The 22,886-nt window shown below is 70.2% G+C and carries 21 protein-coding genes and 2 pseudogenes; 16 read left to right on the top strand and 7 right to left on the bottom strand.

The genetic code is table 11. The features are described 5' to 3' along the window. The first annotated feature begins 9 nt into the window (after positions 1-9). The 11 genes from EES42_RS18120 (at position 10) to EES42_RS18070 (ending at position 13,907) form a co-directional block, all read left to right on the top strand. Entirely contained in the window at positions 10-840 is an 831-nt protein-coding gene (locus EES42_RS18120) for a 2,3-dihydro-2,3-dihydroxybenzoate dehydrogenase (RefSeq protein WP_124719221.1), read from the top strand. A 68-nt stretch (positions 841-908) separates the two neighbouring features. Continuing rightward, on the top strand, positions 909-2,114 hold the full coding sequence (gene dhbC / locus EES42_RS18115) for an isochorismate synthase DhbC (RefSeq protein WP_124719220.1): 1,206 nt from the start codon (positions 909-911) through the stop codon (positions 2,112-2,114). Continuing rightward, complete coding sequence (locus EES42_RS18110; protein WP_124719219.1) at positions 2,111-3,751, top strand: (2,3-dihydroxybenzoyl)adenylate synthase; 1,641 nt, start codon at positions 2,111-2,113, stop codon at positions 3,749-3,751. Before dhbC ends, EES42_RS18110 begins: the two co-directional genes overlap by 4 nt. Positions 3,752-3,790: 39 nt before the next feature. Continuing rightward, positions 3,791-4,438, top strand: coding sequence for an isochorismatase family protein (locus EES42_RS18105; RefSeq protein WP_124719218.1), 648 nt, complete (start codon positions 3,791-3,793; stop codon positions 4,436-4,438). Positions 4,439-4,508: 70 nt separating this feature from the next. Beyond that, on the top strand, positions 4,509-6,584 hold the full coding sequence (locus EES42_RS18100) for a DUF4139 domain-containing protein (protein ID WP_124719217.1): 2,076 nt from the start codon (positions 4,509-4,511) through the stop codon (positions 6,582-6,584). 8 nt (positions 6,585-6,592) lie between these two features. Further along, the gene (locus EES42_RS18095; protein WP_124719216.1) at positions 6,593-8,155 is read left to right on the top strand and encodes a mucoidy inhibitor MuiA family protein; all 1,563 of its coding nucleotides are present in this window, start codon (positions 6,593-6,595) and stop codon (positions 8,153-8,155) included. Between the two features lie 229 nt (positions 8,156-8,384). Beyond that, the gene (gene aspT / locus EES42_RS18090) at positions 8,385-10,061 is read left to right on the top strand and encodes an aspartate-alanine antiporter (RefSeq protein WP_124719215.1); all 1,677 of its coding nucleotides are present in this window, start codon (positions 8,385-8,387) and stop codon (positions 10,059-10,061) included. A gap of 144 nt (positions 10,062-10,205) precedes the next feature. Further along, positions 10,206-11,855, top strand: a complete 1,650-nt coding sequence (locus tag EES42_RS18085) for a bifunctional aspartate transaminase/aspartate 4-decarboxylase (RefSeq protein WP_124719214.1) — start codon at positions 10,206-10,208, stop codon at positions 11,853-11,855. A 119-nt stretch (positions 11,856-11,974) separates the two neighbouring features. After that, complete coding sequence (locus EES42_RS47600; protein ID WP_323180827.1) at positions 11,975-12,112, top strand: hypothetical protein; 138 nt, start codon at positions 11,975-11,977, stop codon at positions 12,110-12,112. 98 nt (positions 12,113-12,210) lie between these two features. Then, entirely contained in the window at positions 12,211-13,194 is a 984-nt protein-coding gene (locus EES42_RS18075) for a LysR family transcriptional regulator (protein ID WP_124719212.1), read from the top strand. Between the two features lie 170 nt (positions 13,195-13,364). Then, entirely contained in the window at positions 13,365-13,907 is a 543-nt protein-coding gene (locus EES42_RS18070) for a DapH/DapD/GlmU-related protein (protein ID WP_164495260.1), read from the top strand. Between the two features lie 186 nt (positions 13,908-14,093). Here EES42_RS18070 and EES42_RS18065 read toward each other — a convergent pair whose 3' ends face one another. The 3 genes and pseudogenes from EES42_RS18065 to EES42_RS18055 all read right to left on the bottom strand — a co-directional run. Then, entirely contained in the window at positions 14,094-14,993 is a 900-nt protein-coding gene (locus EES42_RS18065) for a peptidoglycan DD-metalloendopeptidase family protein (protein WP_164495259.1), read from the bottom strand. Positions 14,994-15,400: 407 nt separating this feature from the next. Further along, positions 15,401-15,934: a methyltransferase domain-containing protein gene (locus EES42_RS18060; RefSeq protein WP_241196440.1), complete on the bottom strand. Its 534-nt coding sequence runs from the start codon at positions 15,932-15,934 to the stop codon at positions 15,401-15,403. A gap of 26 nt (positions 15,935-15,960) precedes the next feature. Further along, a pseudogene (locus tag EES42_RS18055) lies at positions 15,961-16,519 on the bottom strand (IS5 family transposase); the annotation flags it as partial. A 92-nt stretch (positions 16,520-16,611) separates the two neighbouring features. Between EES42_RS18055 and EES42_RS18050 the strand changes: the two are divergent. Beyond that, complete coding sequence (locus tag EES42_RS18050) at positions 16,612-17,373, top strand: maleylpyruvate isomerase family mycothiol-dependent enzyme (RefSeq protein ID WP_124719210.1); 762 nt, start codon at positions 16,612-16,614, stop codon at positions 17,371-17,373. A gap of 4 nt (positions 17,374-17,377) precedes the next feature. Here the strand turns inward: EES42_RS18050 and EES42_RS18045 are convergent, their stop codons facing one another. Beyond that, positions 17,378-17,572 carry a hypothetical protein gene (locus tag EES42_RS18045; protein ID WP_124719209.1) on the bottom strand — a complete coding sequence of 65 codons (195 nt, stop codon included), beginning with the start codon at positions 17,570-17,572 and terminating at the stop codon, positions 17,378-17,380. Here EES42_RS18045 and EES42_RS18040 point away from each other — a divergent pair. Together EES42_RS18040 and EES42_RS18030 are read left to right on the top strand one after the other, a co-directional pair. Next, positions 17,571-18,023 (top strand): MerR family transcriptional regulator, encoded by a 453-nt coding sequence (locus EES42_RS18040; protein ID WP_241196439.1) that lies wholly within the window; start codon positions 17,571-17,573, stop codon positions 18,021-18,023. The genes EES42_RS18045 and EES42_RS18040 overlap by 2 nt on opposite strands. Positions 18,024-18,394: 371 nt before the next feature. Beyond that, a complete protein-coding gene (locus tag EES42_RS18030; RefSeq protein ID WP_124719208.1) occupies positions 18,395-18,910 on the top strand; it encodes a hypothetical protein in 516 nt (171 codons plus the stop codon). A 593-nt stretch (positions 18,911-19,503) separates the two neighbouring features. Here the strand turns inward: EES42_RS18030 and EES42_RS18020 are convergent. Then, the gene (locus EES42_RS18020; protein ID WP_124719206.1) at positions 19,504-19,692 is read right to left on the bottom strand and encodes a hypothetical protein; all 189 of its coding nucleotides are present in this window, start codon (positions 19,690-19,692) and stop codon (positions 19,504-19,506) included. A 133-nt stretch (positions 19,693-19,825) separates the two neighbouring features. On the opposite strand from EES42_RS18020, the gene EES42_RS18015 reads away from it, so the two are divergent. After that, on the top strand, positions 19,826-20,422 hold the full coding sequence (locus EES42_RS18015) for a hypothetical protein (protein ID WP_124719205.1): 597 nt from the start codon (positions 19,826-19,828) through the stop codon (positions 20,420-20,422). Positions 20,423-20,429: 7 nt separating this feature from the next. On the opposite strand, the pseudogene EES42_RS18010 reads toward EES42_RS18015, so the two are convergent. Then, positions 20,430-20,609 (bottom strand): annotated as a pseudogene (locus tag EES42_RS18010) (IS5/IS1182 family transposase); the annotation flags it as partial. A 333-nt stretch (positions 20,610-20,942) separates the two neighbouring features. On the opposite strand from EES42_RS18010, the gene EES42_RS18005 reads away from it, so the two are divergent. Continuing rightward, on the top strand, positions 20,943-21,551 hold the full coding sequence (locus EES42_RS18005; protein WP_206433497.1) for a hypothetical protein: 609 nt from the start codon (positions 20,943-20,945) through the stop codon (positions 21,549-21,551). A 401-nt stretch (positions 21,552-21,952) separates the two neighbouring features. Here EES42_RS18005 and EES42_RS18000 read toward each other — a convergent pair. Beyond that, positions 21,953-22,886: beta-ketoacyl-[acyl-carrier-protein] synthase family protein (locus EES42_RS18000; RefSeq protein WP_241196438.1), on the bottom strand; the 934-nt coding region annotated here is incomplete at its 5' end.

The following is a 22,886-nucleotide window of genomic DNA, read 5'->3' as shown; positions in this document are numbered from 1 at the left end:
AGGTTGCTCATGCCTGAGCACATACCGGGCAGAAATGGCGAGTTCGACGGCCGTACTGTCCTGGTGACCGGTGCCGCACAAGGCATCGGGGCGGCTGTCGCCGAGCTGTTCGCCACCCTCGGCGCCCGGGTGGCCGCCACCGACCGCGCACAGGACGGCATAGACGCCCTGGCCGCACGGTGGAACCGGCGGCGGGCGGAGAAACCGGGGAGCGAACGGTCGACGGGCCGGATGGAGCCGTACGTCATGGACGTCGCCGACCGGCCCTCGGTGGAACACACCGTGACCCGCGTCGAGAGCCGGCTCGGCCCCATCGACGTACTCGTGAACGTCGCGGGCGTCCTGCGCAACGGCCCCGCCACCAAACTCTCCGACGAGGACTGGTCGGAGACCTTCGCCGTGAACACCGACGGCGTCCTCCACACCTCGCGGGCCGTCGCACCACTGATGGCCGGCCGGGGCAACGGCTGCGTCATCACCGTCGGTTCCAACGCCGCCGGGATCCCTCGTACCGGAATGGCCGCATACGCCGCGTCGAAGGCCGCGGCGGTCATGTTCACCAAATGCCTGGGCCTCGAACTCGCCCGCAGCGGCGTACGGTGCAACGTCGTCGCACCCGGATCCACCGACACGGCGATGCAACGCGCCCTGTGGACCGACCCCGACGCCGAGCAGCGGGTCATCGACGGAGACCCGGCCACCTACCGCACCGGCATCCCGCTGGGCCGGATCGCCGCCCCCGAGGACATCGCCGACGCCGTCGCGTTCCTGGCCTCGGACCGCGCCCGCCACATCACCATGCAGGAGCTGTACGTCGACGGCGGCGCGACCCTTCGCTGACCCACCGTCAGCCCATCCGCAAGCTCTCTCGACCCCCCACCGGCAGAACCTTCCAGAATGGAGTCACCGTGTCGACGGCTTCCCAGGTCGCCACGCACCTGCCCCCGGCCGATCCGGCCCACCCGGCCGTAGGCGCCGCCACCTCGCTCCTGGACTCCTACACTCCGGGCGACCACTTCCTCGCCACCCCCGGCCGCACCCTGCTGGCCCACGGTGCCGCGCGCCAAGTACCGCACGACGCAAGACCGTTGGACGAACGGGTGAACGCCACCCTGGCCGAGGCCGGCGCGGCCGGGCAGGAATCGCCCGTGGTCATCGGCGCCATCCCGTTCGACCACGAGGCACCGGCCGCCCTGAGCGTGCCGGCGGCACTGCGCATCGCTCCCCCGCTCGCCTCCGATCCACTGATCGCGCTGCCCGCCGAGATGACCGGCTCGGCTCACTGGCGGATACGCCCGGTACCCGAACCCGGGGTCTACGGAGCGGGTGTCGCCGCGGCCGTGGAACGCATGTGGCGCGGGGAGTTCAGCAAGGTGGTGCTCGCCCGCACCCTCGAACTCACCTCCGCCGCCCCGCTGGACCTGCCCGGGATGCTCCAGCGCCTGGCCCGCCGCGACCCCGCCGGCCACACCTTCGCCCTGCCCACCGGGCCCGGGCGCACCCTCATCGGCGCCAGCCCGGAACTGCTGGTCTCCCGGCAGGGAAAGCAGGTGATCGCCAATCCGCTCGCCGGGTCCACCCCGCGCAGCACCGACCTCGCCGAGGACGTCCGCCGCGCCGCCGCGCTGCTGGAGTCCGCGAAGGACCTGCACGAGCACGCGGTCGTCGTGGACGCCGTCCACCAGGCCCTGGCCCCGCACTGCACGGAGCTGACCGTCCCGGCCCGGCCGACCCTGATCCGCACCGCCACCATGTGGCACCTGTCCACCACGGTCACCGGCACGCTCGCCTCCCCCGACATCTCGGCCCTGACCCTCGCCTGCGCCCTGCATCCCACCCCCGCCGTGTGCGGCACCCCCACCACGACGGCCCGCCGGGTCATCGCGGAGACCGAGCCCTTCGACCGCGGCTACTTCACCGGGATGGTGGGCTGGGGCGACGCCCGGGGCGACGGCGAGTGGGTCGTCACGATCCGCTGTGCCGAGGCCGAGGAACGCACACTGCGGCTCTACGCGGGCGCCGGCATCGTGGCGGCGTCGGTGCCCGAGGCGGAGACCGCCGAGACGGCCGCCAAGTTCCGCACCTTCCTCAGCGCCGTGGGGGCCGAGCTGTGAGCCCGCACGACGACGCACCCACCTGGCCGTCCGACTTCGCCGAGCGGTACCGGGCCGCGGGCTGGTGGCGCGGCGAGACGTTCGGCTCCATGCTCCGGGAACGCGCCGAGGCGCACCCGGACCGGATCGCCGTGGTCGACCCCGCCGCGGAAATCCGGTGGAGCTACGCGGAGCTGGACCGGCGCGCCGACCGGCTGGCGGCCGGTCTCCTCGCCCGGAACATCACCAAGGGCGACCGGGTGGTGGTCCAACTGCCCAATGTCGCGGAGTTCTTCGAGGTCGTCTTCGCACTGTTCCGGATCGGCGCGCTGCCCGTCTTCGCCCTCCCGGCCCACCGCGAGACGGAGATCTCGTACTTCTGCGAGTTCACCGAGGCGGTCGCGTACGTCGTGGCCGCGGAACACGGCGGCTACGACTACCGCGAACTGGCGGCACGCACCCGGGCCGGTGCCCCCGAGCTGCGCCATGTGTTCGTCGCCCGCGGAGAGCCGGGCGAGTTCGAGGCGCTGGCCGACGTGGCGGAGGAGCCGGTCGGACACGGTGCTCCGCGCCCGGACGACCTGGCCTTCCTCCAGCTGTCCGGCGGCAGCACCGGCGTACCGAAACTCATTCCGCGCACCCACGACGACTACATCTACTCGCTCCGCGGCTCCAACGAGATCTGCGGCGTCGACGAGAACAGCGTCTACCTCTGCGCGCTGCCCGCGGCCCACAACTTCCCGCTGTCCTCCCCCGGTTCACTCGGCACGTTCTACGCCGGCGGCCGCGTGGTGCTGTGCCCGCAGCCCTCCCCCGAGGTGGCCTTCCCGCTGATCGAACGGGAGCGGGTCACCCTCACCGGACTGGTCCCCCCGCTGGCCCTGCTGTGGACCCAGGCGGCCACGGCCACCGCACACGACCTCAGCAGCCTGGACGTCCTGTTGGTGGGTGGCGCCAAGTTCAGCGAGGAGGCGGCACGGCGGGTCCGGCCGGCGCTCGGCTGCACCCTGCAGCAGGTCTTCGGCATGGCCGAGGGCCTGGTCAACTACACCCGGCTGGACGACCCGGTCGAGGTGATCGTCACCACCCAGGGGCGGCCCATCTCGCCGGACGACGAGATCCTGGTCGTCGACGACGAGGACCAGGAGGTCGCACCGGGCGAAACGGGCCATCTGCTGACGCGCGGCCCGTACACGATCCGCGGCTACTGGCGGGCACCGGAACACAACGCCCGTTCGTTCACCGAGGACGGCTTCTACCGCACGGGCGATGTCGTCCGGGTCGCCCCGAGCGGCCACATCGTCGTCGAGGGCCGAGCCAAGGACCAGATCAACCGGGGCGGCGAGAAGATCGCCGCCGAGGAGGTGGAGAACCACATCCTCGCCCACCCCTTCGTCCACGACGCCAACGTGGTGGCCGAGCCCGACCCGTACCTGGGCGAACGCACCTGCGCGTACGTGATCCTGCGCCCGGGCGCGGGTCCGCTGAAGCCGGTGGACATCAAGCGGTTCGTACGGGAACGGGATCTGGCCGCGTACAAGGTGCCGGACCGCGTCGAGTTCGTGGACACGTTCCCGCGGACCGGCGTCGGAAAGATCTCCAAGAAGGCCCTGCGGACCGCCGCGGCCCGCGGCACATCCGCGTCCACCCCGGCCTGACCCGCCGGACTCTCCTCCCCTGAACGGAATCCCCGCAACATGGCACTGCCCGCCATCGCCCCGTACCCCATGCCGACCGCCGACGAGCTGCCCGCCAACCGGGTCGGGTGGACCGTCGACCCGTCACGCGCGGTGCTCCTCGTCCACGATCTGCAGAACTACTTCCTGTCGGCCTACGACCGCTCGTCCGCCCCGATTCCCGAACTTCTCTCGAACGTCGCGGAGTTGAAGAGGACGGCGGCCCGACTCGGCATGCCGGTGCTCTACACCGCGCAGCCGGGCGGCCAGAGCCCGGACGAGCGCGGACTGCAACAGGACTTCTGGGGCCCGGGCCTGCCGGCCGACCCGCACGCCGCCGCCATCGCGGAAGCCGTCGCGCCCGACGAGGGCGACGCGGTGCTCACCAAGTGGAAGTACAGCGGCTTCGTCCGCACCGACCTCCTGGAACGCCTCCGCGAACAGGGCCGCGACCAGATCGTCGTCACCGGTGTCTACGCCCACATCGGCGTCCTCATGACCGCGTGCGACGCCTGGATGCAGGACATCCAGGCCTTCGTGGTGGCCGACGCGGTGGCCGACTTCTCCGCCGGGGACCACGCGATGGCCCTGCGCTGGGCGGCGGGCAAATGCGCCGTGGTCACGAGCACCCGAGCCGTCCTCGAAGAGGACCGGTCGCCGTCCGCCTGAGGTGACGCGGACGCGCGGAACCCCCGGGCGTAAGCTGCGCTCAGCATGGACACGGCGGGGGGCGGAGCACATGACGGATGAGTCGACACGGCGTTGGGGGTCGACCCTCGATTCGGTCGTGGTGTACGCGCAGGGCGCGATCTGCAGGCGCCTGGCCCGGGGCAGCGTGTCGCCCGACGGCCGGGTGCGGGTGACAGGACTGCCCCGTTCGCTGGACCCGGGCTCGCTGCGGGCCCGGGTACTCGGCGCCTCAGGAGTACGCGTCACCGGGGCCCGCGTCGAGGTCGAGGCCGAGCCTGCCGGTACCCGTGCGCCCGACGAGCTGCGGCGCGAGGCGGAGCGGCTGCGCGACGAGCACGCGGCCGCGCGGGGACGGCGGGACCGGCAGCTGAGCCTGATCGAGGAGGTCAGGGCCCTGCAGCCCGTACCGCCTCCCCGCAAGCGCGACGACCCGCACCGCCGCACCCCGGTCGACGCCTGGCTGGAACTCGCCGACTTCGTCGACGAGCGGCTGGCGGGGCTGCACAAGCGTCTCGTCGAGCTGGAGGAGGCGCTGCGCAATGTCGAGCACGAGCTGAACAGCGTCGCCGACAGGCTCGCCCGTGCCTCCACCGACGCGCCGTCGGCGCACGTGGAGACCACGGTCTGCGCGGTACTGGCCCTCGACGGCACCGGCGACACGGAAGTGGAACTGGAGCTGGAATACGGGGTCCCGGGCGCCGTCTGGGTACCGGCCTACCGACTCGCACACCGTCAGGGCGACGGCAGTGGCCGTCTGGTGCTACGCGCCTCGGTCGCCCAGCGGACCGGCGAGGACTGGACCGGCGTACGCATCGCCCTGGCCACAGCCGATCTCCGGCGCCGCACCGACCTGCCGAGGCTGCGTTCGATCCGGATCGGACGCAGTCAGTCGGCCCCCGCGCCCTCCGGCTGGCGCGAGCCCCCGGCCGGGCTCGTCGATCTGTTCTCCGGGTTCGACTCGGCGGGACCCGGCCCGGCCCCGGCCGCCGCGCCCTCGCCTCGCGGGGGCGACTACGTCGTCGCGGCTGCCGCATCCGAGCCCGCTCTGCCACCGCCGCCTCCCCCGCCACCGCAGGGCTACGGAGCCCCGCCGGGCGCGCTCCCGGCGCCCGGAGGCGCTTCCCCGGAGCCCTTCGGGGGCGGGATGCCCGCCCCCGCACCACAGCCCTGGGCGCAACCGGCCGCCAGGCAGCGCACCGGCGGCCCCTTCGCGGGTGCGCCCGGCGCCATGATGCCCGCGGCTCCCGCCGGGGCCGTGCCACCACCGCCCCCGGCGCCGGCGGCCGGTCCGCCGCAGCCGAGCGGCGCCGAGCTCGACTACGCCGGCCTCGTCCTGTGCGGCCCCGAGGAGTCGGGCGGTCGCAGGGGCCGGCTGTTCCTCGGCTCGCCCTTCGACCCGTTGGCGGCCGAGTACCGCCGCCGCGCCGAAGCGGTGGCCGCGCTGCCGTTGCCCGGACGGGCCGTGCGGCCCCGGGAGTCGGCGGGCTCCTTCGACCACCGCTTCGATGCCGCCGCCCGCGCCGACATCCCGTCGGACGGCACCTGGCACACCGTCACCGTCGGCGAGATCCCGGTCGGTCTGCGTACCGAGTACCTCTGCGTGCCGTCCGTCGATCAGACCGTGTACGCGACGCTGGCGCTCTCCAACTCCACCGACCAGGCACTGCTGGCCGGCCCGGTGGAGGTCACCGTCGACGACGACTTCCTGCTGACCACCGCACTGCCCACGCTCGCCCCCGGCGGGGTCCGCCGGGTGGGGCTCGGGGCGGCCGAGGGCATCCGGGTCACCCGCCGTACGAGCCTGAACGAGTCGACCTCGGGCCTGCGCAACAACACCACCGTGCTCGACCACCGCGTCCACGTGGAGCTGGCCAACCGGCTCGCGCGGCCCGTCGCCGTGGAGGTCCGCGAGCGGGTTCCGGTCACCGCCGATCCGGACGTCCGGATCGACGAACGGGCCGACTGGACCGCCCCCGACGAAGGCACCGGCCCCGACCGGCACGCACCGGGCACCCGAGTCTGGCGGCTGGACCTGCCCGCAGGCGCAACTGCCGCCCTCGACGGCGGCTACGAGATCCGTATCCCGACCGGCAAGGCCCTGGTCGGCGGCAACCGCAGGAGCTGACACCCACCATGTCCACGGCCCAGCAGCCGATCGCTCTCCCCGTCACCGCCGTCACCTGCCTGGAGGACCGCGCCCACGTCGAACGCTCCGTCGTGCTCGACCTGGAAGCCGGAGTCCAGCGGCTGCGTCTCGGGCCGGTCAGTGCGCTGGCCGTCGACCGGACCCTCCATGCCGAACTGACCGCCGGTCACCACGCGACCGTGCTCGACGTACGGATCGTCCGCAGCTGGACACCGCGCGCGCCGCTGCCGCCCACCGAGGACGACTCCGCCCTGCGTCACCGCGTACACGACCTCGAAGAGGAGCGGCTGTCCCTGGGCCGGCGACGCGACCGGCTGAAGGCCCGCCTCGACCTGCTCGGCCGCCTCGCCGCCGACGTGCTGCGGGAGATCGGCGAAGGCGCCGGTTCCGGCGAGACCGAACAGCACCGCTGGGCCCGCGAGCTGGACCGGGTGGACGAGGAGCGCGACACATACAGCGAGCAACTCCGGGCTGCGGACGCCAGGTTGGCCGACATCGCGGCCGGAATCGGGGAGGCCGAGCGGGCCATGCAGCTCGCCGAGGAGGAGCCCGCGGAGCTGGTCGGCCATGTCGAGTTGACCGTGGAGACCGCGGCCGCCGGCCCGGTCGGGCTGCGCCTGAGCCACCTCACCCCGTGTGCGCTGTGGCGGCCGGCCTACCGGGCCGTGCTCGACGGGGACTCGCTGACGCTGGAGACCGACGCGATGGTCTGGCAGCGCACCGGGGAGGACTGGTCGGACGTACGGCTGACCCTGTCCACGGCCCGCTCGGCGCTGGCCACCGATCCGCCACGGCTGGGCGAGGACCGGCTGACGCTCAAGGACCGCTCCGCGGCGGAGCGCCGCACGGTCGCCGTCGAACTGCGCGAGGAGGACATCGCGGACCTCGGCCCGGCACCCGTGCTCGGTCTGCCCGGGGTGGACGACGGCGGCGAGGCGCGCGTACTGCGATCCCCCGCACCGGTCTCGGTGCCCGGTGACGGCCGCGCCCACCGAGTGCCGCTCTCCGCGTTCACCACGGCCGCGCGCAGTGAGTACGCCTGCTCACCGGAGTTGTCCCCGCTGGTCACCCAGGTGGTGCGGTTCGACAACCGGTCCGGCCACGCACTGCTCGCCGGGCCCGTCGACCTGGTCCGCGGCAGCGGATTCAGCGGCCGCGGCACCCTGGACTTCACCGCCCCCGGTGCCCCCGCCGAACTGGCCTTCGGCAGTTGCGACGACTACCGGGTGGTCCGGCAGTCCGAGGAGTCCCGCGACTCCACCGGAATCACCCAGCGGACCGTGGTGACCCGCACGATCCGGCTGCACCTGTCCCGGTTCTCCGCCCCCGGCGAACACGACGAGCGGGTGGTCGTCCTGCGGGAACGGATCCCGGTCTCCGAGGTCTCGGCGGTGGAGATCCGGCTGCACAAGAACTCCTGCTCCCCGGCCCCCGACACGGTCGACACCGAGGGCATCGCCCGCTGGGACATCCCCCTCCCGCCCGGCAGCCGCCGCACGGTCACCCTGGCCTACGAACTGTCGGCGAGCGCCAAGGTCACCGGGCTCTGAGTCCGGCGGCCGGCGGCCGGCGGCCGGGGCGACGGCCCCACGGTGAACAGGGCCCGGCCGCCGGAACACCTTCCCTCGTACGGCAGCGGTCCCGCACAGGCGCGCCTCAACTGCGCCCGATTCGCCGCCGGATGACCACTGCCGCAGGCGTCGCGTGGCGGCACCACGAACCGTCACCTATTGTCCAGCCATGCCCCATATTTCTTTATATGAGATTCGCTGAGCCGCCGTGGGAGTACTCAAGGACCACCCCGAGCTCGTTCTGTTCGCGAGCCTCGCACTCGGCCACCTTCTCGGGAAGCTGCGTGTCGGGCCGCTGACACTGGGCGGCATCTGCGGAACGCTCATCGTTTCCCTGCTCCTCGGCGCCTGGACCAAGGCGCAAGTCTCCGACGACGTGAAGACCGTGTTCTTCGCGCTGTTCATCTTCGCCCTCGGCTACATGGCCGGGCCCCAGTTCTTCCGCAACCTCAACAAGAAGAGCCTGCGCTTCTTCGTGCTGTGCGGGATCGAACTGGTCTGTGCCCTCGGCATCGCCTTCGGCCTCGCCAAGGGGTTCGACCTCGACGTCGGCACCGCCTCCGGCATCCTGGCCGGTGCCGCCACCGAGTCCGCCGTCGTCGGTACGGCCACCGAGTCCATCGGCAAACTCAGTGGTCTGACCGCCCAGCAGGTATCCGAGTACCAGGGCAACGTCGCCACCGCGTACACGGTCTGCTACCTCTTCGGCCTGATCACGATCGTCCTCTACACCAGCCAGATCATGCCGATGATGCTGCGCATCAACCTGCGCGACGCCGCCCGGGAACTGTGGGAGCGCACCCGCAGCAGCGGCACCCTGGAACCGGACGAGCGCCCCGCACTGCCGACCATGGTGGGCCGTACGTATCTGGTGACCACCGCCGACGGCCGTACCGTGGGAAACCTGGAGTCCGCCCTCGACGAGCGGATCACCATCGAGTCCGTCAAGCGCGGCAGCAAGGTCCTCACGCCCTCCCCCGATCTCCGGCTCACCCTCTCCGACCTGGTCCTCGTGGTCGGCCGGCGCGCGCAGACCATCGAGGCGGGGCGGCTCATCGGCCCGGAGACACCGGGCGTCCCCGGCCTCGATTCCCCTCTCGCGACCGAGCAGGTGTCGATCACCCGCAAGTCCAACGACGGCAAGACGATCGACCGGATCCAGCGCGAGAATCCCGAGTTCCTCTCGGCCGGCGTGTACGTCACCGACGTCACGCGCACCGGTCAGGAACTGCCCGCGAACGGTGACACGGTCGTGCACCGCGGTGATGTGCTGACCCTGGTGGGTGCCCGTTCGGGCCTCAACAAACTGGTCGCGAAGCTCGGCTCCGTGGTCAGGAACGACGCCACCGACTTCATCTACCTCGGGCTCGGCATCGCGGCCGGTTCGCTGCTCGGACAGGTCGTGGTGAAGTTCGGCGACGTACCGCTGTCCCTCGGCACCGGCGGCGGCTGTCTCGTCTCGGGGCTGCTCTTCGGCTGGTTCCGCTCGCGCAGCCAGACCTTCGGGGCGTTCCCGCCGCAGGCCGCCGCCACCATCAAGGACATGGGGCTCGCGGTCTTCATCGCCTGCACCGGTCTGGTGTCGGGACCGCAGGCCTGGCCACTGCTCAAGGAGTACGGGGCGCTGCTGCCGTTCGCCGGGATCGCCATGGTGCTGATCCCCGCGACGATCTCGCTCGTCGTCGGCCTCAAGCTCCTCCGCATCGAGAAACCGCTCCTCATCGGCGCCATCGCGGGCCAGCAGTGCTCCACGCCCGCGATCACCGCCGTCACCCAGGTGGCGCAGTCGTCGGTGCCGATGCTCGGCTACACCATCACCTACGCCCTCTCCAACTTCCTGCTCCCCCTGACCGGCCCGGTGCTCGTCGGCATCCTCGGTTCCTGACAGATCGGAGAGCCCCGGGGGGCGATTTCGTGAATCGCAGCAAATTCCAGCCCCACCCCGAGCTGCTGGTCTACCTCACCGTGGCGATCGGCCTACTCCACCACTGAGCGCCCCTCACGGACACAAGGACGTAAGGAAAACACCATGCACAAGACGAGCCTGACCCGCGAGCAGATCCAGCAGTACGCCCGGCTGTCCCCCTTCGAGCTGAAGAACGTCTTCATCGGACTCGCCCAGGAGGCACAGGCCGACAGGCCCGGCCAGAAGGACAAGTCGAGTGTCCAGATGCTCAACGCGGGCCGCGGCAACCCGAACTGGGTCGCCACCGGGCCCCGTGAGGCGTTCTACGCGCTCGGCTGCTTCGCAGTCACCGAATCCCGCCGCGTGTGGACGGCTGACAACCTCGGTGGCATGCCGGAGCTGGTGGGTTCCGGCGACCGCTTCGACGCCTTCGTACGGCAGCACCCGGGCCTTCCCGGCATCGAACTCCTCCAGAAATGCGTCGAGTCCGCGGTGTCGCGCTTCGGTTTCGACAAGGACGCCTTCGTCCACGAACTGACCGACAGCTCGGTCGGCGACAACTATCCGGTGCCGGACCGCATCCTGCACCACACCCAGGAGATCGTCCGCGGCTACGTCGCGGACGAGCTGTTCGCCAAGGAGCCGCCGGCCGGGGACTTCTCGTACTTCGCGACCGAGGGCGGCACCGCCGCCATGTGCTACATCTTCGACTCGCTCATGAAGAACGGGATCCTGCACAAGGGCGACAGGATCGCGCTGATGGTCCCCGTGTTCACCCCGTACATCGAGATCCCCGAGCTGGACACGTACGAGTTCGACGTGACGTACGTGGAGGCCAACATGTTCGCCGAGGTGGGCGTGCGCGAGTGGCGCTACCCGGCCGAGGAGATCGACAAGCTCGCGGACCCGGAGATCAAGCTGGTCTGTCTGGTCAACCCCTCCAACCCGCCTTCCCTGGCCCTCAGCCGACGGGTGACGGACCAGCTCAAGGACATCGTCGCGACGAAGAACCCGGACCTGCTCATCGTCACGGACGACGTGTACGGAACGTTCGTGGACGGCTTCCGGTCCCTCGCCGCCGACCTGCCCCGCAACACCCTCCTCGTCTACTCGTACTCGAAGCACTACGGCTGCACGGGCTGGCGACTGGGCGTCATCGGCCTGCACGACGACAACGTCATCGACGCACGGATCGCCTCCCTTCCGCAGGCGGACAAGGACAGCCTCAGCAGGCGGTACGGAACGCTGAGCCTGGAACCGGAGAAGATCAAATTCATCGACCGGCTGGTCGCCGACTCCCGCCAGGTCTCGCTCAACCACACCGCGGGCCTCTCGCTCCCGCAGCAGGTCATGCTCTCCCTGTTCTCCCTGTTCGGCATGCTCGACGAGGGCCAGGCCTACAAGCGGCGGATCCGCGCCATCGTGCAGCAGCGCCTCCAACTCCTGCTGGAGGGCGCCCGGATGAAGATCGCCAACGATCCGCACCGGGCCGGCTACTACATCGAGCTGGACCTGATGGCACAGGCCCAACTCGAACACGGCGAATCGTTCGCAGCCTTCCTCGACAAGAACTACGAGCCCATCGACCCACTGTTCCGCCTCGCCCAGCAGACAGGCGTGGTGCTGCTCAACGGGGGCGGCTTCGAGGGCCCGGAGTGGTCGGTCCGCGTCTCGCTCGCCAACCTGGACGATCTGGACTACCTGAAGATCGGGCATCACCTGCGGGAGATCTTCAACAACTACGCGGAGGAGTGGCGGGCGTCGGAGTCCTGACCCCCGTCTTCTGAGCCACCACCGTCGCCGCGGGGCCCGCCACCTCTCCCCCTGCCCGGCCCGCCCGCCTGTCCCTGCCCGGCGCCAACCCCGTCGCCACTGCCGACGAGGCCCCGGACATGGCCGACGCCTCGGCCCGGGGCACGGCCGGTGATCTGGTCCTGGCCTTCTACGGCCGTATCCCGATGGATTCCCTCAAGCTCGACGGCGTCCGCCGCCTCTTCGACCATCTCCTGGCCTGGGATCCGGGCGCGTAGTGCCTTGCGGGGCGCCGCCCGCGGCGCCCCGTCCCAGCGCGAACCAACCGATCCCCGGCGAGCCACAACGATTGGTTGGGCGCACCTAGGATGGGCCAGTGGACACCAACACGTTGCGATCGTTCGTCCGGGCGGCCGAACTCGGACAGTTCCAGCATGCGGCCGACGAGCTGGGCGTGACACAGCAGGCGGTATCCAAGCGGATCGCCTCCCTGGAGCGCGAGCTGGAAGTCCGCCTGTTCACACGTACCGCCCGAGGGGTTGAGCTGACGCTCGACGGTCAGGCTCTTCTCCCCCATGCGCAGAGCATCGTCGCAGGTGTAGAACGCGCCATCACCGCGGTCAGGCCCGGCTCCCGGGCCCTTCGGATCGATGTTCTGGGCCTGCGAAGCGCGCAGGCCGTCGTTCTGCACGACTATTGGCGGTCGCATCCCGAAACCAATCTGGACGTGGTGACCCTCAGAGTCAACGACCCGCGCGTGGCGGTCGCCGCCATCGAAGCAGGCGACATCGATGCCTCGTTCCGTACCGTCACCGACCCGGCCGCGCTGCCGCCCGGCCTGCAGATGATCCACGCGTTCGACACCCCGCTGGAGCTTCTCGTCGGCCCGAGACATCCACTCGCCACCGCGCGAAGGCTGACGCCGCCGCAATTGCGCAAGCACCGGATCTGGGTGCCGGGTATCGCACCCGGCAGCGAATGGGCGGATTTCTACGATCAACTCGCCACCGCCTTCGACCTGCGCATCGACGCGGCGGGCCCGCACTTCGGAGACGAAGTGCTCCTGGACACCCTCGCGGAGTCGACGGACGTGGCCACGCTGGTCGGGGCACGCGACCGGTACATGTGGCCGACCCATCACGACCTGCGCCGCATCCCCGTCGTCGACCCGATCCTCGCGTACCCGCTCTCGCTCATCCTCCCGAGTGCGAATCCGCATCCAGAACTCCGCGGCGTGATCGCCCACCTCGGAACCCTGCCAAGACTCCCCGACACGGCCTGGCTCCCGTCCTGGGCAACGACGCCACAACGCGGCGGCGACAACACCGAAAACGCTCGCGGACCGCGACCCCGCCCCTGACCGCGAATGCGACCTCGACCTCGACCTCGACCTCGGCGAAGGTGACTCGACCGGGCTGCCCGACGTCCGCCTCCGTCAGCAACCAGCGAGTCCCACCCGCTCTCATCCGGTCCCGTCCGGCCCTGCTCAGTCCAGCCCAGCCACCCGGCACACCCAGAAGGAGTCGCGGCATGTCCAGCGACCGTCTCATGCGCATCCACAGCGACGAGTTCCAGGCCATGGCCGAGAGAGTCCTACAGGTCACCGAGCTCACCTCCCGCCTCAACGTCCTGCCCTTCGATGACGAAGCGGGCAAAGCAGAACTGTTCGAGCAGATCCTCGGCAAGCCGCTGCCGCCGAGAGTAACGATCTATCCGCCCTTCTACACGGATCACGGCCTCAACCTCGACCTTGCCGAGCGCGTGTTCATCAACCAGAACTGCACGTTCCTGGACTACGCCGGCATCCGGCTCGGCCAGCGCGTGATGATCGGCCCGAAGGTCACGTTCATCACCAGCGGCCACCCGGTCGATCCCGAGGAGCGACGGCTGTACCTCACCGGCGCACCCATCGACGTGGCGGAGAACGTGTGGATCGGTGCCGGCGCCACGATCCTGCCCGGTGTCAGCATCGGCCGTGATGCCGTGATCGCCGCCGGCGCGGTCGTGGCCGATGACGTTCCACCGGCAAGCCTGGTGACCGGCAGCAAAGCGACCGTACGCCGCCAGTGGTGACGCCCCCGCCCGCAGCAACGACCCAACCGTCACGGCACAGCCACATCACCTCACACAGCCACCTCTCGTCGCCAACAGCGCCATAGTGGACAGTAGTTGCCGGAATGCGGCTGCGCCGACGGGCGAGGCGGAACAATGCCCCCACCCCGCCCGCCCCCGTCCGGCGCATGCGCAACTGTCGGGCCATCACCCGACAAGGGTCTCCCAGGACTTGGGGCCTGCCTGCCCGTCGACGGCCAGGCGGTTGACGCTCTGGTAGGCACGGACGGCGGAGTTGGTCACGGCGCCGAAGTCACCGTCGACGGCAAGTCCCGCGCTGTGCTTGTTGAGGACCACCTGAAGGCCGCGTACGTGCGCTCCGGAGCTGCCCCGCTTGAGCGAGTAGACCAGGCTCGGCCAGGTCTTCGGTCCGACCTGACCGTCCGCCACCAGACCACGGGACGATTGGAACTGCTTGACCGCGTTGACCGACACCGAGCCGTAGTTGCCATCGGTGACCAGCGTGGTGCCGCGCCGGGTGATCAGATACTGGACGGCCTTCACCGTCGCACCCACGGCACCGGGGCCGATGGTCGGCCAGCCACCCCCCAGGTCCACGCCGCGGGCGGCGAGGTAGGAGACCGGATTGACCGTGGATCCCAACCCTCCGCTGTGGGTCTCGAAGTGGAGGTGGGGGCCGGTCACATGGCCCGTGGCACCCATGTCGGCGATGCGCTGCCCTGCGGTGACCTTCGCATTGAGCGGGACCCGGAACGCGCTGAGGTGCCCGTAGTAGGTGTACCGCCCGCCGCCGTGCGCGATGACCAGGCCGTTCCCGGTGCGCCCCGACAGAACGCCGGTGCCGCGACGTACCACGGTGCCGGCGGCCGCGGCATAGACGGCCGTGCCCGTCGAGTTGGTGACGTCCTGACCGGCGTGCGGGTAGGGACCGCGCGGGGCCCCGTAGTAACCGCCTGCGGGGAAGTGACCCCGGGCGGGGTTGCACCACCGGCCGTCCTTGAGCGTCGCCGCCCAGGCCGACGAGGTCAGGGCCGGTACGCCCGTCAACGCCACCCCGAGTCCGGCACCGACACCGACCAGCAGCATTCTGCGTGACGGGCCCGCCGACCGGAGGCCATCCGGTTCTTCCGCCGCACCGCCGGCCGGACCGCACTGCTCGCACATGTCCCGTCCTCCTCAAGTTCCTGATCGCTCTACGCGCGTTGCTTGACGCGAGCATGCCAGAGCGGGGAGTGGTACTCCAGGGCCCGCGTACGGGACACCCATGTGCCCTCCGCGAGGGCTGAACCACACCAGGAGTTCCTCACCCCTGCTATGCGGTCACCCCCTGGCGACGCCCGAAGTTCGCCCTTCGGTCCGAGTCCTGGACTTGTCGTATGCCGGACAGGATCGTTCACCACGGGGCCATGCGCCGGCTGCTCGACGGCGTCGAAGCAGCATCGGATCGGCAGGCGTACACGAGGCGACGTCGCATACCCACCGCGGCCAGGGCGTCAGGACCTGCGCCGGAAGAGGGGACCACTCTTACCGTCGACTCCGCGCAAGGCATCACTCGGCGTGAGGGCCGGATCGGCGGAGTCGACGATGATGGTCTCCCAGTCCTGGCCGAGCAGCACGATCCGCCCTCCATGCCTGAGGACCCTGCGGGCCTCTGTCAACGCCCGCTCGGGTTCGGCCAGTTCGTAGATCACCTTGTCGGCGCGGTAACCGTCCACCGAGGCGTCCGCCAGCGGTGGTTCGTACGCCCCCGCGATCCGGAAGTCTGCCTCGGGCCGGCGTCCGCGGGCGATGGCGATCATGCGCTCGCTCGGGTCTACGCCGACGGCCTTCACACCCCGCTCGGTCAGCTCGGCAACGGCCCGTCCGGCGCCGCAGCCCACGTCCACGGCGGCCATTCCGGGTCCGGATCCGAGCAAGGCGTAGGACAGGGCCCGCAGTTCGTTGGCGCCCGGCCTCCGGTCGGCCGAATCGAGCAGCGCGATGAGGCCGTCCGGCGACTGGCTTCTCTGATCCGTTTCCTTGGTCATGAGCACCGGGCCGCGACTCGGAGGAACTAACACAATGCCTGGACTCGCCTGTAGGTGATCACACAGCAGGCGAGCTTCAGGAACGCCTCGTGGATGTCGTCGCGGATCTCCCAGCGGATTCGTAGCCGTCGGAAGCCGTGGATCCACGCGTTCGTCCGCTCGACCACCCAGCGGACCGAGCCCATGCCGGAGCCGCGCGGAACTCCGCGTCGGGCGATGACCGGCTTGATGCCGCGCTTCCACAGGGGCCGGCGGTAGTTGTCGAAGTCGTAGCCTCGGTCGGCGAACAACTGCCGCGGCCGGTGACGGGGGCGACCGGTCACTCCGCGGATCCGCGGGATCGCGTCGAGCAGGGGCAGCAGCTGGGTGATGTCGTGGCGGTTGCCACCGGTCAGGGTGATGGCGAGCGGGGTGCCGCCGGCGTCGGTGATGACGTGGTGCTTCGAGCCGGGCCGGGCACGGTCGACCGGGCTCGGCCCGGTTTTGGGCCGCCCCGACGGGCCTGGTGGTGGGAGCCGTCGATCACCGCCCGGGACCAGTCCGGCTTCCCGGCACGTGCAGCTCGGTCAGCAGCACCTGGTGCAGCCGGCCCCGCACCCCGGCCTCGTGCCGGTCCCGCAGCTGACGGCCTGGAAAATAGGGTGCAGTCGGCTGAGCTGGGGTGATAGGTAAGCGATGTGACAGAGAGTCTTGAGTATTCCGCCCTGCTGCAACTGATCGACGAGCGGTCGGCCGCGTTCCGGAGTGCGGTTGCCGCCGCGCCCAGCCTTGACGCGCCGGTGCCATCCTGCCCCGAGTGGACGTTGTTCGATCTGGTGCAGCACCTGGGTACGGGCCAGCGCTGGTGGGCCGCGATCGTCACCGCGGGCCCGGCCGAGGCTCCGCCGGCCAAGGATGTCGCGGAGGTGCCGCGCGAGCTCGACGCGCTGCTCGCCTGGTACGCCGAGTCGAACGAGCTGCTGCTGAGTACGCTGCGCGAGGCCGGCCCGGAGCGCGAGTGCTGGGCGTGGTGGCGCGCCGGCGTGTCGCCGGCGAATGCCTGGGGCGTTGCCCGGCGCCGGGTGCACGAGCTGCTGGTGCACACCTACGACGCCCAGCTCGCCGCAGGCGCCGTGCAGCCGATGCCGGCGGACGTCGCGATCGACGGCGTGGCCGAGTTTCTCGACACCTGCAACTCCACCCCGGCGGCCTGGCCGCACGAGGCCGCCACCATCCACTACCACGCCACCGAGGGCCGCTCCTGGCTCCTAGCGCTGGACGGCACCGGCGCCTGGCCCGCACCCCTCACGGACGGCTCCGCGCCCGCCTCCGCTTCGGCCACGGGCACGGCCGAGCAGCTGCTCCTCTTCGTCTGGGGCCGCCGCACGCTGAGCGACCTGAAGATCGAGGGCGACCAGCAGGTGTTCGAGCAGCTGATCGCCTGGGAGCCCGAGGAGTAGCCAGTCAATACCGCCGGCGGACGGCCTCGATGCCGTCCGCGTCGGTGAACATCGCGAACAGCTCCGCCTCCGCGGGGCGGACGGCCAGTACGGCCTCGTACAGCTCGGTCCCGAGCGCCTCCCACAGCACTGCCGACTCGGCCGGGAAGCGGGCATGGCTACGACCAGGCTTTCCGTAAAGTGCTCCTGGTGTCGGCATGAAGTCAAGCAAGCACACGACGCCTGTCGGCGGTGAGCGCGAGCCGATGGGCATCGGCGCTCTCGCGGAACGCTTCGGTCTGGCTACGCACGTCCTGCGTCACTGGGAAGCGACGGGACTGCTCGCCCCCGCCCGCGACGACGCTGGCCGCCGCCGCTATGGGAGCGCCGGCCTCACACGCGCCGCCGTCATCCTGCGCGCCAAAGAGGCAGGACTCCCCCTCGGCATCATCCGCTCCCTGGTCGCTGCCGCAGACCCCGCCAAGCGCGGGGACATCCTGCGTGAAGAGGCCGAGATGCTTCGCTCCCGTATTGCGGCCGCGCAGGCGTCTTTGGGAATGATCGAATGTGCCCTCGGCTGCGACCACGAGGACTTCTCCCAGTGTGCCCATTTCCGGCAGATGGTGGCAGATCGCATCGGCACGGACGCTGCGGTCCGCCTTCCCGCCTGACCGCATGCGCTCGACGTGTCGCAGCGATGCGAGTCGGCCGCCCGTAGTCAGTGGGCGAAAGCGGTGTGCTGGTCACGGCCACTCGTTGATCGCGGCGATCAGCTGCCGCCGCGTCCATATCGGCGGTCGGCCCACCTTCTTGCCCTTTGGCAACAGAGGCTTCAGCAACGCCCACCGTGTATCCGTCAGATCTCCACGTGCCACGAACCAAGATCACCTCACGCTCAAGATCCACTTCCGATACACGCCCTGGCTGCGTCTTGGGAGGCGCACCGACACGACCCCACGCGGCACCTCGTCCGATGCACACCGTCTCCGGGACCAGGTGTATGCGGTCCTCGCCATGGCCGGACCTGACCTAAGCTGGGTCCATGTCCGGGAACGGCGCACCACCGAGAGGCTCGGGCACTGAAGTTCCGTGCTTCGACCCGCAGTTGCCCACTGCCCTGCATGTCGCCGGGCTCACGCTGAGCCGGACGGAGAGCCCTCCGGCGCTTGCCTGCTGGACCGGCTGCTTCACCGAGTCGGCAGGCGCGGACCGGATCGCCGTGAGTCTGGTGATCGAGCCGGCAGCCCCGCCGGACGAGTCCACCCTCCAGCTCGCTCACGACGTTGTGAGCCGCTTCGGCGTCTTCGTCGACCAGGCCCTGGAGTACTGCCGCACCCGACTCCGTGAACGGCACTTCGAGCTCACACCCGACGAGCTGAACTGGCTGGACCTTCCCGAGTTGCCGATCGCGGCTCCCGAGGCAACGGTGTGGGCCGACCAGACCTGGTCAATCCGCTTCACCGAGAGCAGACTCCGGCTGGCGGACCCCCACGGAATCCTCGTGACATTCGACAGAACTCAGCCCGTCGATCTCCAGGGCCTCGCCGACGAGTATTGAACCGCCCGTTGCATGGTCGCGAACCTGCCCATGCCGCCCCGCTCATCGACGGGGTCCATCGGTTCGCGGCTCTCAAGGACGGCCAGTGCCTGGTCCGGCCGAAGCTGAACGGGAGTACCGGCATGGTGTCGCTGGGCGCCTGTACGGACAACTCCACCACGTCGGCGAACTGCCAGGTACGACGACGGATCACCGAGCGCTGGTCAGCGACAACTGCGCCGACAAGTACGCCGAACGGACCGTCTCCAACGGGTCCGCCGGGCCCGGCAGCGCGGTGTGGGCCGACATCGAGCACACCCTGGCGACCACTCGGGTTCGTGGGGGACGCTGGTGGTGACTCCCGACGTAATCGGCCGACTCGTGGTGAATCAAACTCCCATCGAGCCGCGCTACTGGGCATTGCAGCAGGTCGGCCAGGAGTTCGTCAGCGCGGCCAGTTCTGGTGGTCCGCCATCGTGGAAGCGCCACGGTCGACCATCACAACCGGTTCCGCAGCACCACCGGTTCGGACGCCCCCTTCGACCGATCCCACGGCGTCGCCTCGTCCCCTCACCACCCCGGGCGATGCAGCGAGGCTAGCCGCCCGCGCCGAGTCACACGCAGATGCGGGCGAGGTCGAGCGAACGCTCCAGGTCCTCGCGGCTCCACGTCCTCGTGGTGTCGGATCCCCTGCGGGCGTCGAGCACCTGCGTCAGGTACTCGATGCCTTTCTCGGAGCTCGTGCGGATGGGCGCGTGCCGGCGGGGACAGTCGGACAGGACAGGTGCAGGTTTCTTGATCAAGGAGTTCGGCGCTCCGAGCGCCCTCACTGTTGGTGCGCCGCACCCGTTGGACCGTCACCGGCCGCGGGTCACCGGTTGTCAGAGGCGCCTCCTAACCTTTGAGGAGTCATCTGGGCAGCGAGAGGGTTCATCTGTGTTTGACGAGCGGTTGAAAGAGTTCTCCCAGGAGCGGCTGGGCGGACGTCCCGTGCCCGAGGACGTACGGCTCCTGGCGACAGCCCAGTGGGAGGGACGTGGCCATCCCTTCGAGCAGTTCGGCATCACCATCTTGGAGCCCGGTGCCCAACACCCGCTGACCGACACCAGCTATCTCAGCGAGAAGGAGCGCGTGGATCCTGACATCATGGCCAACTGTGCGGCGTCCGAGCAGATGGCCAGGTATCTGAAGGCCGTGGCCCAGGACGAGGACGGCAACTTCTACGGGTACTGGCTGCACCCGCAGCAGCAGAAGGACCAGCAGCCACCTCCGGTCATCAAGGTCGACACGGAGTTGACATACTGGGAATTGGGCGGGCAGACCTTCTCCGAAGCTTGCTTGTACGACATCGCATTCGACGATGACGAGCTGTTCGCGAAGGTGGCCGCAGAGCTCGCGCAACTGCACATATCCATTCCTGTCAGTTCCCGTGAGGGCCTCGCCGAACTGTCCGCCGACCCCGCCCCGGAAGACATGCACAGGCGGCTCTACTACGCCGAGCGGGAGAGGCTTGGGCCACCGTCACGGAGATAGGCGCGGATCATGGTCGGTGGTTCGGGCGTTCGTCCCAGCGAGGGGTTGTCCATGCCCGCCGGATCAGGCTGCGCACGGTGATGATCGCGTCGGCGAGGCCGAAGACGGCGTCGATGACGGTGAGGCGGTGCTCGTAGCAGCGGGCGAGCCGACGAAAGGCCTTCTGCCAGGCGCGCGTGCGCTCGACGAGAGACGCTGGGTATGGAACAACGGCTCTTTCGGGTCCGGCGGGCCAAGTGTCACCGGCGAACTGACGCGGATCGTGGAAAGGATCACCGCACCTGAGTACCCGGTCATCGCCTGTTGGGTATGGGAGGATCGGCCGCTGTGAGGACGTTTCCCCTTCAGTCCACCGCACCCATCGGACCGGGCCGGCCGGTACCGCTCACTTTCCGGAGGGCCCGCCACCACAGGCATCCCGGGCCGCACACCGGGCTTCTGCCCATGCCCCGTGCCACACCCGATGACTGACGAACACGCCGCGCGTGGGATCGACGCGACGCGATTGCCCGAGGACGTCATGGCACGCATCGACGCCATCGCCCCCGGGGAGGACCTGCTGATCACCCGGGACGGCGAACCGGTCGCGAGGATCTCCGGCGTCCCCGGTGCCGACGTCGCCGCCACCGGGGACGCCGGCACCGTAGTCATCGGCACCGTCATCGATCCGGTCACGCCCGGCGCGGCCGATGAGGAGCCGTCGGCCACCGACAAGGGCGTCACGGTCGTGGTGACCGCGATGAAACTGTCGGATTCGGCCCGCACCTCGCTCTCCGACCAACTCGGCGCGGACTACATCGTGCTCGACATGCACGCGGCCCCCGCTTCGGCCGACGTCCTGCTGGTGCCGCCGGTCAGCCCACAGCTGATCGGCAACCTGCGGTCGGCGTTCCCCACGGCCCGGATCGTCGTCACCGAAATCGAGGACGACGAACTCGGAGTCAGCTACCAGGGCCCCGTCCGCCGTCTGCTCGACGCAGGCGCCGAGATGTATCTGCCCCCGGCAACCGTCCCCCAACTGGCAGAACGACTCGGCCAAACCCTCAGCCACCAACGAAGCCACCTGCCCGGCGGCTCCCCCACCCCGGAGATCGAACCGCACCGCGAGACACCGGATTCCCAACGGTGACCGATCCCACGCTCGCGCAGGCCGGGCGGGGTGCCTGCCCCAGCAGCGGGCGACACGTCGGACGAGCATGACGATCGCCATGCGGTGTCAGGACCGGGGGCCGTGGGTCGCGGGTCGCGGGTCGCGGGTCGTACGAACGTCGCCGGCACCGGCGGCGCCCCAGCTGCGACGGGCCAGCCTGCGGCCGGCGGGGCGGAGACACTCTGCGGCCGACGGAACAGAGGCAATCTGTGGCCCCGTCATACCCATCCGCCGCCGCCTCTCAAGCAGCAGACCGTCACCACCAGAGCGGCCGTCTCGGCGGCCGAACGGGAGTCGGCGCATCACCGCCCCTGGGCCGGACCGGGCAGCCACCAGGTCTGACGGCCCAAGTCGTCCGGATGGCGGTCAAGGGCTCGCAGTCACTTGGTGAAGACGAGACCGACGTTGTGTCCGCCGAACCCGAACGAGTTGGCCAGCACGGCGGACCACTGACCGCTGCGCCGTTCACCGCGGACCACGTCCAGTTCCACGCGCGGGTCGAGTTCGTCGAGGTTGCGCGTGGCCGGCGCCATGCCGTCCCTGAGCGCGAACAAGGCGGCCATGGCGCCCACCGCTCCGGACGCGCCCATCATGTGACCTGTCATCGACTTCGTCGCCGTCACCGCGGCGTGGCTGCCGATCGCTCGGCCGATCGCCTCGGCCTCCGCCAGGTCACCGGACTCCGTCGAGGTGGCATGGGCGTGCACGAGCCCGATGTCCGTCGGAGCCAGTCCGGCGTCGCTCAACGCCATTTCCATGGCGAAGACCTGACCGTCCGCGTCGGAGGCCGTGATGTGGTTCGCGCTCGAACTCACAGCGCTGCCGGCCAGCGTGCCGTAGGCACGTGCTCCACGGGCCCGGGCGAACTCGGCGCGTTCGAGCACCATCATCCCCGCGCCCTCGCCCATGACGAACCCGGACCGCTTGACGTCGAACGGGCGGGACACGGTCTCCGGGTCCACGGACTGCGTCGACAGGGCCTTCATCTGGGCGAATGCCGCGATGGTGAAGGGATGCAGACATGCCTCCACCCCACCTGCGACGACCACGTCCGCCCGGCCGCTGCGGATCAGGTCCTGCCCCAGGGCGAGGGCCTCCGCCCCGGACGCGCAGGCGCTCACCGGAGTCCTGGCTCCTCCCTTCGCACCGAGGTCCATGCTCACCCGGGCAGCCGGCCCGTTGGGCATCAGCATGGGGACCGTGAACGGTGACATCCGGCGCATCCCGGCGCGTTCGAAGATGTCGTCCTGCCCGAGAGTGGTGAGGACACCACCGGTACCGGTACCGATGACGACGGCGAGCCGTACCGGCTCG

Source organism: Streptomyces sp. ADI95-17 (assembly GCF_003846175.1).
Taxonomy (GTDB): Bacteria; Actinomycetota; Actinomycetes; order Streptomycetales; family Streptomycetaceae; genus Streptomyces; species Streptomyces sanglieri.
The sequence above is the reverse complement of the archived record's forward strand: the minus strand, read 5'-3'. Positions and strand labels throughout refer to the sequence as shown.

Excerpts from the sequence above, each read along its gene's own strand:
- EES42_RS18120 (WP_124719221.1), top strand. The coding sequence starts at position 10 with ATGCCTGAGCACATACCGGGCAGAAATGGCGAGTTCGACGGCCGTACT.
- EES42_RS18105 (WP_124719218.1), top strand. The coding sequence starts at position 3,791 with ATGGCACTGCCCGCCATCGCCCCGTACCCCATGCCGACCGCCGACGAG.
- EES42_RS18100 (WP_124719217.1), top strand. The coding sequence starts at position 4,509 with ATGACGGATGAGTCGACACGGCGTTGGGGGTCGACCCTCGATTCGGTC.
- EES42_RS18095 (WP_124719216.1), top strand. The coding sequence starts at position 6,593 with ATGTCCACGGCCCAGCAGCCGATCGCTCTCCCCGTCACCGCCGTCACC.
- EES42_RS18085 (WP_124719214.1), top strand. The coding sequence starts at position 10,206 with ATGCACAAGACGAGCCTGACCCGCGAGCAGATCCAGCAGTACGCCCGG.
- EES42_RS47600 (WP_323180827.1), top strand. The coding sequence starts at position 11,975 with ATGGCCGACGCCTCGGCCCGGGGCACGGCCGGTGATCTGGTCCTGGCC.
- EES42_RS18070 (WP_164495260.1), top strand. The coding sequence starts at position 13,365 with ATGTCCAGCGACCGTCTCATGCGCATCCACAGCGACGAGTTCCAGGCC.
- EES42_RS18065 (WP_164495259.1), bottom strand. The coding sequence starts at position 14,993 with ATGCTGCTGGTCGGTGTCGGTGCCGGACTCGGGGTGGCGTTGACGGGC.
- EES42_RS18060 (WP_241196440.1), bottom strand. The coding sequence starts at position 15,934 with ATGACCAAGGAAACGGATCAGAGAAGCCAGTCGCCGGACGGCCTCATC.
- EES42_RS18040 (WP_241196439.1), top strand. The coding sequence starts at position 17,571 with ATGAAGTCAAGCAAGCACACGACGCCTGTCGGCGGTGAGCGCGAGCCG.
- EES42_RS18045 (WP_124719209.1), bottom strand. The coding sequence starts at position 17,572 with ATGCCGACACCAGGAGCACTTTACGGAAAGCCTGGTCGTAGCCATGCC.
- EES42_RS18030 (WP_124719208.1), top strand. The coding sequence starts at position 18,395 with ATGTCCGGGAACGGCGCACCACCGAGAGGCTCGGGCACTGAAGTTCCG.
- EES42_RS18005 (WP_206433497.1), top strand. The coding sequence starts at position 20,943 with ATGGCACGCATCGACGCCATCGCCCCCGGGGAGGACCTGCTGATCACC.